The sequence below is a fragment of the Staphylococcus caprae genome (assembly GCF_003966625.1).
Taxonomy (GTDB): Bacteria; Bacillota; Bacilli; order Staphylococcales; family Staphylococcaceae; genus Staphylococcus; species Staphylococcus caprae.
Window position 1 is genome coordinate 1,445,848 of record NZ_AP018587.1, and the last position, 15,514, is coordinate 1,461,361.

Below are 15,514 nucleotides of genomic sequence, written 5' to 3' on the forward strand. Positions count from 1 at the left end.
GTGGCAGGATAAATTGCTTATCTTGTTAAATAGGATTTATTACCTATACATATTTCGGTAAATGAATGAAACATATTCACAGGGGGAAGCACAAAGTGGAACGTACATTTTTAATGATTAAACCAGATGCAGTACAAAGAAATTTAATTGGAGAAATTGTTTCTAGAATTGAAAACAAAGGGCTAAAACTTGTAGGCGGTAAACTAATGCAAGTTCCTAAAGAATTAGCTGAAAAACACTACAGTGAACATGAAGGAAAACCTTTCTATGAAAAGTTAATTTCATTTATTACTTCAGCTCCTGTATTTGCAATGGTGGTAGAAGGTGAAGACGCTGTTGCAGTATCTCGTCACATTATCGGTAGTACAAATCCTTCTGAAGCAGCACCAGGCACTATTAGAGGTGATCTTGGTTTAACAGTAGGAAGAAATATTATTCACGGTTCTGATTCTGTTGAATCCGCACAACGTGAAATTAAATTATGGTTTAGCAGTAATGAGATTGCTGACTACACTTCACCAAGAGAAGATTGGTTATACGAATAAAAATTTATATAAATGAATTTCATTTTATCCACATAGAACTGATTTAACTTATGTTAAGTCAGTTCTTTTTGTGTTTTCTTTTGGAAAATATAATTGACGATGAGAACTTCCAAGACTTATGTTGTGTGAATGAATATGATAATATATTAAACATATTACAATTTAATGCAATAAAGAATAGAAAGGAGTGTGCGCTCATGAGATACCTCACTTCTGGTGAATCACATGGTCCACAACTTACAGTCATCATTGAAGGTGTACCAGCTAATTTAGAAATTAAAGCTGAAGATATTAATAAGGAAATGTTTAAACGTCAAGGCGGATATGGACGAGGACGACGCATGCAAATCGAAAAAGATGCTGTCGAAATTGTATCTGGTGTAAGAAACGGTTTTACACTTGGTAGTCCAATCACTTTGGTCGTCACTAATGATGATTTTACGCATTGGAGAAAAATAATGGGCGCCGCACCAATCAGCGATGAAGAGCGAGAAAACATGAAGCGTACAATCACGAAACCAAGACCCGGCCATGCCGATCTTGTTGGGGGAATGAAGTATAATCACCGTGATTTACGAAATGTTTTAGAACGTTCATCCGCAAGAGAAACTGCAGCACGTGTTGCAGTCGGCGCTGTGTCTAAAATTTTACTAGAACAACTAGATATTCATATGTACAGTCGTGTTGTAGAAATCGGTGGTATTAAAGACGAAGGGCTATATGATACTGAGACGTTCAAAGCAAATATAGACAAAAATGATGTACGTGTGATTAATGAAGACATAGCACAACACATGCGCGACAAAATCGATGAAGCGAAAAAAGAAGGAGACTCCATCGGTGGCGTAGTCCAAGTCATGGCAGAGAATATGCCTGTAGGTGTGGGAAGTTACGTTCATTATGATCGTAAACTAGATGGCCGAATTGCACAGGGTGTCGTCAGTATTAATGCCTTTAAAGGGGTCAGTTTTGGTGAAGGATTTAAAGCAGCTGAAAAACCTGGTAGCGAAATACAAGATGAAATACATTATGATAGCGAGAAAGGTTACCATAGAGGCTCTAATCATCTCGGAGGATTTGAAGGCGGCATGAGTAACGGAATGCCTATTATCGTCAACGGGGTAATGAAACCAATTCCTACACTGTATAAACCTTTAAATTCTGTTGACATTAATACGAAAGAAGATTTCAAAGCGACAATAGAACGATCTGATAGCTGCGCTGTCCCTGCTGCAAGTGTAGTTTGTGAACATGTGGTTGCTTTCGAATTAGCGAAAGCTTTACTGGAAGAATTCCAATCTAATCATATCGACCAATTAAAAGCTCAAATTGAAGAACGTCGCCAATTGAACATTGAATTTTAACCCCACCATGCTAATAGAGGTGATAAGATGAAACTTGAAACAACTTATGAAAATAACAACTATCCGATTATAGTAGAAAATCATGCCATTAAATATCTGGACACATATATTAAAGATTATGACAAAGTATTCTTAATTATTGATGACAATGTGTACCATCAATTTTCCGAAAAAATCAATAGCTTGATTTCTAAACATCACGCAGAACACATCATCATACCTGCTGGTGAACAATCTAAAACATTTGCACAATATCAACAAACAATTGAATCATTATTAAGCAAACAACTCACACGTAACACATGTATCATCGCATTAGGCGGCGGTGCAACAGGGGATTTCGCCGGATTTATTGCAGCTACATTATTGAGAGGTGTTGGATTTATCCAAGTTCCGACGACAATATTAGCGCACGATTCAAGTGTCGGAGGTAAGGTGGGCATTAACTCGCAGCACGGTAAAAATCTGATAGGTGCATTTTATCGTCCAAATGCCGTCATCTATGATTTAGATTTCTTAGAAACTTTGCCTTATAGCGAAATATTGAGTGGATATGCAGAAGTTTATAAGCACGCCTTACTGAATGGTAAGGAAGCAACCACTCACATCGAGCACAACTTCAATACCCACGACGATTTATCATCTTTGAAGAACTTAGACGACTACCTATTCAAAGGCATTCAAACGAAATTAAACATTGTCGTTGAAGATGAAAAAGAAAAAGGTACAAGAAAATTCCTTAATTTAGGGCATACTTTTGGTCACGCAGTTGAATATGAACATAAAATACCACACGGTCATGCTGTAATGATTGGTATTTTATATCAATTTATCGTTGCAAATGAGATATTGGGTACAAATTATGATGTTCAACACTTTATCCAATACATGCAACGTTTGGATTATCCCTTAGACATCATATCTCAACTTAATTTTGATGACACATATCGCTTCATGTTACTAGATAAAAAGAACAATAAAGAAGGTATCCAAATGGTTTTACTTCAAGATTGGGGTAAACCCACTGTTGTTCATGTTGATAAGGCAACACATATTAAAGCATTTCATGTATTACAATCATATATAAGGTAGGTGAACAACATGTCCACAAGTGAAATCATTGATATTCACGGCCCACTGAAAGGTGAAATTGAAGTTCCCGGCGATAAATCTATGACACATCGCGCGATAATGCTCGCCTCTCTAGCCACTGGGCAAACAACAATATTTAAACCTTTGTTAGGCGAAGATTGTCGCAGAACCATGGAAATCTTTAAATTATTAGGCGTTTCTATCACTGAAAATGAAGACACAATCGTTATCGGTTCCCCTGGTTATCAACATTTTCATACGCCACATCAAGTGTTATATACTGGTAATTCTGGTACAACTACGCGTCTGCTCGCTGGGTTACTCAGCGGATTGGGTATCGAAAGCGTACTTTCAGGTGATGTTTCAATTGGTAAACGTCCAATGGATCGGGTGCTTAAGCCATTATTAAAAATGAATGCACGTATATCAGGAGTAGAAGATAATTACACACCTTTAATTATTAAGCCATCAACCATTAAAGGTATCGATTACCAAATGGAGGTTGCGAGTGCTCAAGTAAAAAGTGCGATTCTATTTGCGAGTATCTTTTCAAAAGAAGCAACGACAGTAACTGAAATTGATGTAAGTAGAAACCATACTGAAACAATGTTCGAGCATTTCAATATACCAATCAAAGTCGACGGCAAAACAATCCAAACATCTCCAAACGCCATCCAACATATTAAAGCAAAGGATTTCCACGTCCCTGGGGATATCTCATCAGCGGCATTCTTTATCGTTGCAGCACTCATTACTCCAGGTAGCGACATCACAATTCATAATGTTGGCATTAACCCTACACGTTCAGGTATCATAGACATCGTTGAACAAATGGGAGGAAACATTGAACTCAGTCATGTCACTGAAGAAGCTGAACCCACAGCATCGATTCGCGTGAAATATACACCGAATTTAAAGCCATTGACGATTGAAGGCGATATCGTTCCAAGAGCGATCGACGAACTACCTGTGATTGCGTTATTGTGTACACAAGCTTCAGGTACATGTATCATCAAAGATGCAGAAGAATTAAAGGTCAAAGAAACGAATCGTATCGATACGACTGCAGATATGCTAGGTATGTTAGGATTTAGATTGCAACCTACAAGTGATGGTTTGATTATACATCCATCTGAATTTAAAGCGAGTGCAACAGTTGATAGTCAAACAGATCACCGTATTGGCATGATGTTGGCAGTTGCTTCACTTTTAAGTTCCGAGCCTTTAACCATTGAGCAATTTGATGCTGTCAATGTCTCATTCCCAGGTTTCTTACCAAAATTTAAGCTTTTAGAAAATGAGGGAAAATAAACCATGGAAGATATCTATAAATTAATAGACGATATCAATCTACAAAAATTAGACAATTTAGACTCTCGTGTGAATGAAGCATTAAGTTCTAACAATGACGATGCATTATTCATTCTTGGTGAAACCCTCTACAATTTCGGGTTAACACCTCAAGGTTTAGAAGTTTTTAGAACGTTGTATCATAAATATCCAGACGAAAGTGAGTTACTCATTTACTTTATCGAAGGACTCATGTCTGAGAATCAAACAGATGAAGCATTAGAATATTTAGCTGAAGTAGAAACGTCTACAGAAAAATTAATGCTCGAAGCTGATTTATACCAACAAATCAATATGTTGGAAGTCGCGATTGATAAACTTCAAGACGCATTAGAACTTGAACCAAACGATCCGATTATTCATTTTGCTTTAGCGGAATTACTTTATTACGATGGCCAATATTTACGAGCTACAACAGAATATGAAACTGTTTTAGAAACTGGTGAATATCAAGTCAATGGTGTAAATTTATTTTCAAGAATGGCTGATTGCAGTTTACAAAGTGGTAACTATACGGATGCCATTGGTTTATTCGATGAAATCAGTGAAGAGGAAATGGTTTCAGAAGATTATTTCAAGAAAGCTATTGCATATGAGAAGAATGACCTCACTCAAGAAGCAATTAAAATTATGAAGACTTTACTTTCTAAAGATCCAGACTTTATACAAGGGTATTTCTATCTTCAATCTCTCTACGAAAATGAAAAAAATTACCCTGATGCGATCGAAACTGGTAAAGAAGGGCTTCGACTTAGCCAATTCTATAAAGAATTGATGGTTTCTACAGGTAGCTTGGAAATTGAACATGGCGATGCCAATGAAGGTGTCGAATTATTAAAACAAGCATTAGAAGTTGACAATGCGTACCATGAACCGTTATTAATCTTAAGTGATTTATATCGTAGCGAAGAAGATTACGAAGCGATTATTGAACTTCTCACTTTCGTGGATGAGGAAGATTTAGACCCTGTATTTATGTGGCATTTAGCGTATGCATATGGTCAAGAAGAAAGAGACAAAGAAGCACAACATTTCTTTGAACTCGCATATCCGACATTACAGACGCAATCGGAATTCTTAGGTGACTATTACTTCTACTTATTAGAAATCGGTCACAAAGACAAAGCGAAAGCGATTTTAAATCAATTATTAGACATTGATCCTAGTAATGAAACTTGGCATGATGAAGCTATGAGAATGCAATCGTAAGTGGAGTGGGTGAATATAAATGAATGAATCGCTCATACGAATGAAACAAAGTTTTCTAGAATACCTGTTGTTTCATTATCGATTCAAATCGAGAATTACCGTTTGGGTGTTAAACTATTTGAAAGCCAATCATGATAAACTCAATTTGGTACATTTTGTAAATGACAAAATTAAACAGCATCATACATTAGAAATTGCAGAAGTGAACACACACGCTTCTGCAATTCAATTTACGACAGAAGATGAAACGTATATTAATACAAATGAAATCTTTGATTATATCGCAAACCATACTATTCGTTTAGATATTCAGATTCATTTTGCAAAAAACCACCAAGAACCACGTCTCGATGATTTAATATTAGCGCAACTCGTGCATTCGTCTAGTTATTCTTCTTATGTGCAAGATTTATACGCCATTTCTATGAATCAAAGAAAGCAAACGTCACTAATTGAGAATATTCAAGATAATATCGATTTAAGTTTACAAATGAATGAACCTGAGCGGTTTTATCAGCTCACACAAATACTAAATGCCTTAAAAGCAAGACATGTGGATTCAACTTATGAGGAAGAGCGATGAATACGTACAAGTGGATATGGGAGACAAGCCTTTACCAAAGATGGATAATCATCATACTGCTCATATGTAATATATTAGGAACCATCTATGGATATGATTGGTATAGCGGACAACTATTTATCACACCAAACTATTTCAAACCATTTGTACCAGATAGTCCTACAGCTTCACTATTCTTGTGTATATCCATCCTATTCATGCTATTTAATAGAAATATAGCTATCATTGATGCTTTAGCATTTGTGACACTGTTTAAGTATGGTGTATGGGCTGTGATTATGAATATTTTAATGATTGCAGAACAAGGCGAAGCTACAATCAATGGTGTGATGCTGATACTTTCACATGGCATAATGGCGTGCGAGGCAATCTATTTTTATCCGAGATTTAAAGTGACTATTTTGGGTTTTATTGTTAGTTTTATATGGGTGTGCATCAACGATGTCATAGACTATGGTTACGGACAATTCCCATACTATGATTTTATTGCTTCACATACAGCACAAATCGGGGTATTATCAGTATGTCTCAGTTTCATTGCTTTAATTTTATATTTATTTTTAAAGCGATTTTTGAAAGTTAAAACATTTGATTAAACATTAATTTGACAGTAAAATAATACTAAAGGAGAGTGAGTTTATTGTCTTTAATATCTATGATTATATATTTCGTAATATTAATGGTCATCCCAATGTGGGCTCAACACAAAGTTAAATCTAATTATGAAAAGTACTCACAAGTGAGATCCACAAGTGGTAAAACTGGACGAGAAGTTGCTGAGGAAATTCTACATGCTAATGGCATTTACGATGTCGATGTAGTTAAAGGTGACGGATTCTTAACAGACCACTATGACCCTAGTAAAAAAGTTGTTTGTTTATCTCCTGCAAACTACGATAGACCTTCAGTTGCTGGTACAGCAATTGCAGCCCACGAAGTTGGACACGCAATTCAACATCAGCAAGGTTATGCACCATTAAGATTTAGAAGTGCATTAGTACCTCTAGCAAATATCGGTAGTTCATTAAGCTACATTGTTATTATGTTAGGTATCGTGTTAACTGCATTCGGTAGTGTATTTGGTTCAACTGCACTTTGGATTGGTGCTGGGCTAATGTCACTTGCAGTATTATTCTCAATCGTGACATTACCTGTAGAGTTTAACGCAAGTTCTCGAGCTATGAAGCAAATTACTGCGTTAAATATCGTAAATGAGAAAGAATACAAACATGCTAAGAAAGTGCTATCTGCCGCTGCAATGACTTATGTAGCTTCTACAGCAGTAGCATTAGCTGAACTTGCACGTATTATTTTACTTGCAAGATCAAGCGACTAATTAAATACGAACACTTCAACCTGGTTGAGTTTACATTCCGATGTAACACTTGCCAGGTTTTTTTATTTTTCAAAATAACAAATGATTCTAAATTGCACTTGAAATGCATCAGCCACTAAATTGTAATATACTATATGAGAAACGCATTAAAGGAGATTGTCATTTATGAAATCGATGGAGCAAATGCAAAGGGAAGTCGACGAATATATTAGTCAATTTAAAGCTGGTTATTTCTCGCCACTCGCAAATCTTGCAAGAATGACAGAAGAAGTTGGAGAATTAGCGAGAGAAATTAATCATTATTACGGTGAAAAGAAAAAGAAAGATTCCGAAGCTGACAATTCAATTAAAGCAGAATTAGGCGATAACTTATTTGTATTATTATGTATCGCCAATTCACTAGGTATAGACATGACCGAGAGCTTTAATGAAACAATGGATAAATTTAATACACGTGATAAGAATCGTTTCGAAAGAAAATAAGTTAAGTTAAAGAAAGGATGGGCGCAAATGAAAATTGGTATTACTTGTTACCCGTCCATTGGAGGCTCTGGAATTATTGCTACAGAGCTAGGCATCAAATTGGCAGAACGCGGTCACGACATTCATTTTATTACTTCAAATATTCCTTTTAGAATCCGCAAGCCATTGCCAAATATTACTTTCCACCAGGTTGAAGTAAATCAGTACGCTGTTTTCCAATATCCACCTTATGATATTACATTAAGCACGAAAATATCAGATGTTATCCAAGAGTATGATTTAGACATCTTACATATGCATTATGCTGTACCACATGCAGTTTGTGGTATTTTAGCGAAACAAATGTCAGGAAAAGATGTCAAAATAATGACGACACTTCATGGTACCGACATTACTGTTCTCGGTTACGATCATTCCTTGAAGAATGCCATTAAATTCGGTATTGAAGAAAGTGATATTGTAACAAGTGTAAGTCGTTCGCTCGCACAACAAACCTATGAAATTATAGATACAGATAAAGAAATTGTACCGATATATAATTTCGTTCGTGAAAATGAATTTCCAACATGTCATAACGAAGAATTAAAAGAAAGTTATGGTATCGCACCTGAAGAAAAGGTCTTAATCCATGTTTCAAATTTCCGAAAGGTCAAACGTATCGATACCATTATTGAAACGTTTGCGAAAGTACGTGAACGTATACCAAGTAAATTAATATTACTGGGTGATGGTCCAGAATTATTAGATATGCGTCAAAAAGCGCGTGAGCTCGATGTAGAAGAACATGTGTTATTCTTAGGCAAACAAAATGATGTCAGCGCATTCTACCAATTATCTGACCTTGTGCTACTTTTAAGTGAAAAGGAAAGCTTTGGTCTCACATTATTAGAAGCAATGAAAACAGGTGTATTACCGATTGGTACAAATGCAGGTGGCATTAAAGAAGTGATTAAACATGAAGAAACAGGTTACATCGTGGATATTGGCGATAGTGAGCAAGCAGCACAATATGCAATACGATTATTAGAAGATGAGGCACTTTATACAGAGATGCAATCACGTATGCTTGATGATATACGTGACCGCTTCGCTTCAGAACTAATTACAGATCAATACGAGCACTATTATCAAAAAATGTTAGAACAAGGTGAAAACTGAGATGAGATACGAGTTATTTGAACGTGCTAAACCTATCTTAAATCAAATACAACAACACGGCTTTGAAGCTTACTATGTTGGTGGATCTGTGCGCGATTATTTAATGGGACGTGAAATTCATGACATAGATATCACGACCAGTGCTACGCCAGATGAGATTGAAGACATATTTGATAAGACGATACCTATCGGGAAAGAACATGGCACAATTAATGTCGTTTATAACGATGAAAATTATGAAGTAACCACGTTCCGTGCCGAAGAAGACTATGTCGATCATCGAAGACCAAGCGAAGTACATTTCGTACGTGATTTATATCAAGATGTTCAACGTCGCGACTTCACAATCAATGCCATCGCCATGGACACGAATTACAACACATATGATTACTTTGATGGGGAAGACGATATCAAAGCAAAACAGATTCGTACTGTAGGGGTAGCCCGAGAACGCTTTGAAGAAGATGCACTTCGTATTATTCGAGGTCTTCGCTTTCAATCTCAGCTTAATTTTCAAATAGTTAATGAAACGTTTGAAGCAATGGCCACTCAAATCTCAGATATTCAATATTTATCAATCGAGCGAATTGTTGTTGAATTAAAAAAATTAATCAACGGAATCAATGTTTCTGAAAGTTTTAAAAATATGAAAGAGATTCAGGCATTTAATTATATTCCGTTTTTCAAGGCGTTCAATATGAATAAAGTGTTCATAAACGAACCGCTGTCCTTTGAAATCTGGATTGCATTGATGTTAGCGCAACAACCAATAGAAGACTCACTCAAAGCACTTAAAATTAGTAATCTAGAAAAATCTAATATCCAAAATTTTGTCAATCTCATCAAAATCTTGCCAAAGGTAGAATCTAAACAAGATTTAATTACAGTCGTCTATGATTACAATCTGAGTGACATAGAATGCGTATTAACAGCAAATGACACATTAAAGGAAAACGGTTTAGAAATTGCCAATCCTTTAATAATCAATGCGACATCAATCAAGGAAACCGATGCACAATTACCAATCCACACTCGAAAGGAAATGGACGTAAATGGGGGAGATATCATCAAACACCTCCAAGTCAAATCAGGACCTTGGTTAAAAGATGTATTGAGACAAATAGAACTTGCGATTATTACACAACAAATGAATAACACTAAATTAGAAATACTGGAATGGGTGGATGCGAATGTCAAAGTATAGCCAAGATGTTGTAAGAATGTTATATGAGAATCAACCAAATCATATTTCCGGACAATTTATCGCCGATCAACTGAATATTTCTAGAGCTGGCGTTAAGAAGATTATCGATCAATTAAAAAATGACGGTTGCGATATTCAATCGGTGAATCACAAAGGACACCAACTGAATGCCTTACCTGATCAATGGTACAGCGGTATTGTTCAACCAATTATTGAAGAATTAGATACCTTCGATCAAATTGAAGTGTATAGCACAGTAGATTCTACACAATTAAAAGCGAAACAAGCACTCGTTGGGAACAAAAATTCATTTTTAATCTTAAGTGATGAACAAACAGAAGGGCGAGGACGCTTTAATCGCAATTGGAGTTCTTCAAAAGGAAAAGGGCTGTGGATGTCCCTAGTATTACGACCTAATGTTCCATTTGCACTTATACCTAAATTTAATCTTTTTATTGCATTAGGCATCCGAGATGCGATTCAACAATTCTCTAATGATCGTGTGGCAATTAAATGGCCAAATGATATTTACATAGGCAATAAGAAAATTTGTGGTTTCTTAACTGAAATGGTTGCTAATTATGATGCTATAGAGGCCATTATTTGTGGTATAGGTATTAATATGAATCATGTTGAGAACGACTTTAATGAAGAGATTCGTCATAGAGCCACAAGTATGAGAATGCATGCTGACGATAAAATAAATCGGTATGATTTTCTTAAAACGTTACTTTATGAGATTAATAAACGTTACAATCAATTCCTAAATCAACCATTTGAGACGATTCGAGAAGAATACATTGCTGCGACAAATATGTGGAACCGTCAATTGCGCTTCACGGAAAATGACCATCAATTTATAGGTGAAGCCTTTGATATAGACCAAGACGGATTTTTACTTGTGAAAGATGATGAAGGTAACTTACATAGGTTAATGAGTGCAGATATAGATTTATAAACGATAAAGACAAGGAGAGAGCGCTATGGGAATAGCAACATATGCAGTTGTAGATTTAGAAACGACTGGTAATCAGTTAGATTATGATGAAATCATTCAAATCGGGATTACTTTCGTACGTAATCAACAAATTATTGATACGTATCATTCAATGATTCGCACTGATCTGGAAATCCCACCATTTATCCAAGCCTTAACATCGATTGAAGAGGAAATGCTTGCGCAAGCACCTTATTTCAATGAAGTGGCTGAGGATATATACAACCAAATTAAAGATTGCATTTTCGTTGCTCATAACATTTCGTTCGATCTAAATTTTATTAAAAATGCGTTCGACAATTGCAACATTCAATTCAGACCCAAAAAGGTCATGGACACGCTTGAATTGTTTAAAATTGCATTCCCGACAGATAAAAGTTACCAATTGAGCGAACTCGCACAATCACACAATATTCCATTAACCAATGCACATCGAGCTGATGAAGATGCAACGACGACAGCTAAACTGATGATTAAAGCATTTGAAAAATTTGAAAACCTGCCTTTAGATACGCAAAAACAACTTTACTATTTAAGTAAAGATCTGAAGTATGATTTATACAATATTTTGTTTGAAATGGTTAGAAACAATCAATCTAAACCATTAGATGAGAAATTTGGTCAATTTGAACAAATTATTTATCGTAAACAAGTTGACTTGAAAGGGCCAGTCACACGTTTCGACGGTTCACTCAAGACGCTCTACACTAAAGCCATAAAAGCACTCGGTATGACATACAGACCTCAACAACTTTACTTATCTGAAATTATTCTTGATCAATTGATGCATAGTGATAAAGCAATGATTGAAGCACCACTAGGCAGCGGTAAATCACTGGCATATCTTCTTGCAGCACTCATGTACAATATAGAAACAGGCAGACATGTCATGATATCTACCAATACCAAGTTGTTGCAAAGCCAATTACTTGAAAAGGATATCCCTGCACTTAATGACGCACTTAACTTTAAAATTAATGCATCATTAATCAAAAGTAAAAATGATTACATTTCATTAGGATTAATTAGTCAAATTCTCAAAGATGAAACAAGTAATTACGAAGTAAGTATTCTAAAAATGCAATTATTGATTTGGATCACGGAAACAGCGACAGGCGATATTCAAGAATTAAACTTAAAAGGCGGACAAAAAATGTACTTTGATCAGAAGATTGAAACGTATGTTCCAGTTCGTCATGACATTCATTATTATAACTTTATTAAGCGCAATGCTCAGAATATACAAATTGGTATTACAAACCATGCACATTTAATACATTCAGACGCTGAAAATTCTATTTATCAACTTTTTGATGATTGTATTATTGATGAAGCCCATCGCTTACCTGATTATGCACTTAACCAAGTTACAAACGAGTTGAATTATTCAGATATTAAATATCAATTAGGTTTAATTGGTAAAAATGAAAATGAAAAACTTCTTAAAGCTGTTGATAAACTAGAACAACAACGTATATTAGAGAAACTTGATATCGCACCAATTGACGTCTTCGGATTAAAGACAAATATCACTGAAATTCATGATTTAAACGAACAATTATTCAATACGATCTACGAAATCATTCAGTCTTCTGAAGTCTACGATGACGATGTTCATAAATACCATTACGTCTATCAATTTGAAACTGACAATATTTTAAAAGATTTACATGCGATTATTGATAAACTGAATAAGACGCTTGAAATTTTTAATGGTATTAGTCATAAAACAATCAAATCTATTCGTAAGCAATTGTTATATCTCAATGACCGATTTAAACAAATTGAACAAAGTTTAAAAGATAATCATACAAGTTATATTTCAATTAAAAACTTGTCTCAAAAGTCTACCATTCGCTTATTAGTCAAAGACTATGAAGTTAAAGATATTTTAACAAAGCAAGTGCTTGATAAATTTAATTCACTTACATTTATCTCAGGTACGTTAACATTTAATCATTCATTTGATGCCTTCAAAAATTGGTTTAATGATCATACAGAATTTAACACTTACGAAGTTTCAACTTCGATGACAGCAGCGAAAAATACCAACGTATTTATTCCTACTGATGTTGCATCATACAATTATAAGAACATCGAAGACTATGTTGCTTCAATTGTGGATTATCTAGTGGAATATGTATCCATCACCAATTCAAAATGTCTTGTCTTATTTACAAGTTATAAAATGATGCATATGGTACAAGACATGTTAAATGAATTACCTCCATTTGAAGACTACGTAGTACTAACTCAACAACAAAATCAAAATTATAAAATTGTTCAGCAATTTAACAACTTTGATAAAGCGATATTGCTAGGTACTTCAACATTTTTCGAAGGCTTTGATTTTCAAGCAAATGGTATCAAATGTGTCATGATTGCGAAATTACCATTTATGAATAAACATAATACGAAATATTGGCTTATGGACACTGAATTCACGTCGACATTCAAAGAATATGTGCTTCCAGATGCTGTGACACGCTTTAGACAAGGCTTAGGACGTCTGATTCGCCATGAAGATGACAAAGGACTTATTGTGTCATTTGATGATCGACTCGTAAATAGTAATTTCAAGAATTTCTTTGCCCAAACCTTGGAGAATTATCGCCAGAAAAAAGGGAATATCAAACAATTTAATAAATTAGTCGGACAAATTCAAAAGTCCATGAAAAAGAAAAAATAAATTCGAATTTCTACTGAGGCAGACATTTTCAGCAAAAGATACAAAAAGTCAACATGTAGAAGTTAAACAGAGATTTTGTTAAAATAAATGAGTATTAAAAAAGAATAGAAAAATAGGAGTTTAGTTATGAAGACTACGATTAAACAAGCAAAACAACATCTTAACCAAGAAGTGACAATTGGTGCTTGGTTAACAAATAAACGCTCTAGTGGTAAAATCGCGTTCTTACAATTACGTGATGGTACTGGATTTATGCAAGGCGTTGTAGTGAAATCTGAAGTGGATGAAGAAACATTCCAATTAGCTAAAGATATTACGCAAGAATCTTCACTCTATGTGACAGGTACAATTACTGAAGATAATCGTTCAGATTTAGGATATGAAATGCAAGTGAAATCAATTGAAGTGATTCATGAAGCACATGACTATCCAATCACGCCTAAAAATCATGGTACTGAATTCTTAATGGATCATCGTCATTTATGGTTACGTTCTAAGAAACAACACGCCGTAATGAAAATTAGAAACGAAATTATTCGTGCTACTTATGAATTCTTTAATGAAAAAGGCTTTACTAAAATTGATCCACCTATCTTAACAGCAAGCGCACCTGAAGGTACGAGCGAACTATTCCATACTAAATACTTTGATCAAGATGCATTCTTATCTCAAAGTGGTCAATTATATATGGAAGCAGCAGCCATGGCTCATGGACGTGTCTTCTCGTTTGGTCCAACTTTCCGTGCTGAGAAGTCCAAAACACGTCGTCACTTAATCGAATTCTGGATGATTGAACCAGAAATGGCATTTACAAATCATGCTGAAAGTCTTGAAATTCAAGAACAATATGTGACACATGTCGTACAATCTGTACTTAAAAATTGTGTTTTAGAACTTAAAGCATTAGATCGTGATACAACTAAATTGGAAAAGGTAGCAACACCATTCCCTAGAATTTCTTATGATGATGCGATTGAATTCTTAAAACAAGAAGGCTTTGACGATATTGAGTGGGGCGAAGACTTTGGCGCACCTCATGAAACAGCTATCGCAAATCACTACGATTTACCGGTATTTATTACGAACTATCCAACGCGTATTAAACCATTCTACATGCAACCAAACCCAGATAACGAAGACACTGTACTATGTGCAGATTTAATCGCACCAGAAGGTTATGGTGAAATTATTGGTGGTTCTGAACGTATTAATGACTTAGATTTACTAGAAGAACGTATTAAAGAACACGAATTAGACGAAGAAAGTTATAGCTACTACTTAGATCTTCGTCGTTATGGTAGTGTACCTCATAGTGGCTTTGGTCTTGGTTTAGAAAGAACAGTCGCTTGGATTTCAGGTGTCGAACACGTACGTGAAACGTCACCATTCCCACGATTATTAAATCGTTTATACCCATAATAGAAGCGAATTTTGCGCTTCATTTTAGAAGGATTAGCAGAAACGTCCAGTCAATTCAAACGGCTGGGCGTTCATTTTAAATAGG

The 15,514-nt window shown here is 35.2% G+C and carries 14 protein-coding genes; all 14 read left to right on the forward strand.

Annotated features, from left to right (window positions below; translation table 11 throughout):
* Positions 1-95: 95 nt before the first annotated feature.
* Entirely contained in the window at positions 96-545 is a 450-nt protein-coding gene (ndk, locus tag JMUB898_RS07025) for a nucleoside-diphosphate kinase (RefSeq protein ID WP_037541453.1), read from the forward strand.
* Positions 546-742: 197 nt separating this feature from the next.
* Positions 743-1,909 carry a chorismate synthase gene (gene aroC, locus JMUB898_RS07030; RefSeq protein WP_037541452.1) on the forward strand — a complete coding sequence of 389 codons (1,167 nt, stop codon included), beginning with the start codon at positions 743-745 and terminating at the stop codon, positions 1,907-1,909.
* 27 nt (positions 1,910-1,936) lie between these two features.
* Positions 1,937-3,001, forward strand: coding sequence for a 3-dehydroquinate synthase (aroB, locus tag JMUB898_RS07035; protein WP_002442959.1), 1,065 nt, complete (start codon positions 1,937-1,939; stop codon positions 2,999-3,001).
* A gap of 9 nt (positions 3,002-3,010) precedes the next feature.
* Positions 3,011-4,312, forward strand: a complete 1,302-nt coding sequence (gene aroA / locus JMUB898_RS07040; protein WP_037541451.1) for a 3-phosphoshikimate 1-carboxyvinyltransferase — start codon at positions 3,011-3,013, stop codon at positions 4,310-4,312.
* A gap of 3 nt (positions 4,313-4,315) precedes the next feature.
* Positions 4,316-5,560 carry a tetratricopeptide repeat protein gene (locus tag JMUB898_RS07045; protein ID WP_002442955.1) on the forward strand — a complete coding sequence of 415 codons (1,245 nt, stop codon included), beginning with the start codon at positions 4,316-4,318 and terminating at the stop codon, positions 5,558-5,560.
* 19 nt (positions 5,561-5,579) lie between these two features.
* Complete coding sequence (locus JMUB898_RS07050; RefSeq protein WP_126501959.1) at positions 5,580-6,143, forward strand: YpiB family protein; 564 nt, start codon at positions 5,580-5,582, stop codon at positions 6,141-6,143.
* Positions 6,140-6,739: a DUF1405 domain-containing protein gene (locus JMUB898_RS07055; RefSeq protein WP_002442950.1), complete on the forward strand. Its 600-nt coding sequence runs from the start codon at positions 6,140-6,142 to the stop codon at positions 6,737-6,739. Before JMUB898_RS07050 ends, JMUB898_RS07055 begins: the two co-directional genes overlap by 4 nt.
* A gap of 44 nt (positions 6,740-6,783) precedes the next feature.
* Positions 6,784-7,479, forward strand: a complete 696-nt coding sequence (locus JMUB898_RS07060) for a zinc metallopeptidase (RefSeq protein ID WP_002442948.1) — start codon at positions 6,784-6,786, stop codon at positions 7,477-7,479.
* Positions 7,480-7,644: 165 nt separating this feature from the next.
* Entirely contained in the window at positions 7,645-7,962 is a 318-nt protein-coding gene (locus tag JMUB898_RS07065; protein ID WP_002442946.1) for a nucleotide pyrophosphohydrolase, read from the forward strand.
* A gap of 27 nt (positions 7,963-7,989) precedes the next feature.
* Complete coding sequence (gene bshA / locus JMUB898_RS07070; RefSeq protein WP_126501960.1) at positions 7,990-9,120, forward strand: N-acetyl-alpha-D-glucosaminyl L-malate synthase BshA; 1,131 nt, start codon at positions 7,990-7,992, stop codon at positions 9,118-9,120.
* A gap of 1 nt (position 9,121) precedes the next feature.
* Complete coding sequence (locus JMUB898_RS07075) at positions 9,122-10,324, forward strand: CCA tRNA nucleotidyltransferase (protein WP_037541449.1); 1,203 nt, start codon at positions 9,122-9,124, stop codon at positions 10,322-10,324.
* A complete protein-coding gene (locus JMUB898_RS07080) occupies positions 10,311-11,282 on the forward strand; it encodes a biotin--[acetyl-CoA-carboxylase] ligase (protein ID WP_002442939.1) in 972 nt (323 codons plus the stop codon). Before JMUB898_RS07075 ends, JMUB898_RS07080 begins: the two co-directional genes overlap by 14 nt.
* Positions 11,283-11,307: 25 nt before the next feature.
* Entirely contained in the window at positions 11,308-14,010 is a 2,703-nt protein-coding gene (locus JMUB898_RS07085; RefSeq protein ID WP_002442937.1) for a helicase C-terminal domain-containing protein, read from the forward strand.
* Positions 14,011-14,136: 126 nt separating this feature from the next.
* Positions 14,137-15,429: an asparagine--tRNA ligase gene (gene asnS, locus JMUB898_RS07090; RefSeq protein ID WP_002442935.1), complete on the forward strand. Its 1,293-nt coding sequence runs from the start codon at positions 14,137-14,139 to the stop codon at positions 15,427-15,429.
* The last annotated feature ends 85 nt before the right edge of the window (positions 15,430-15,514 follow it).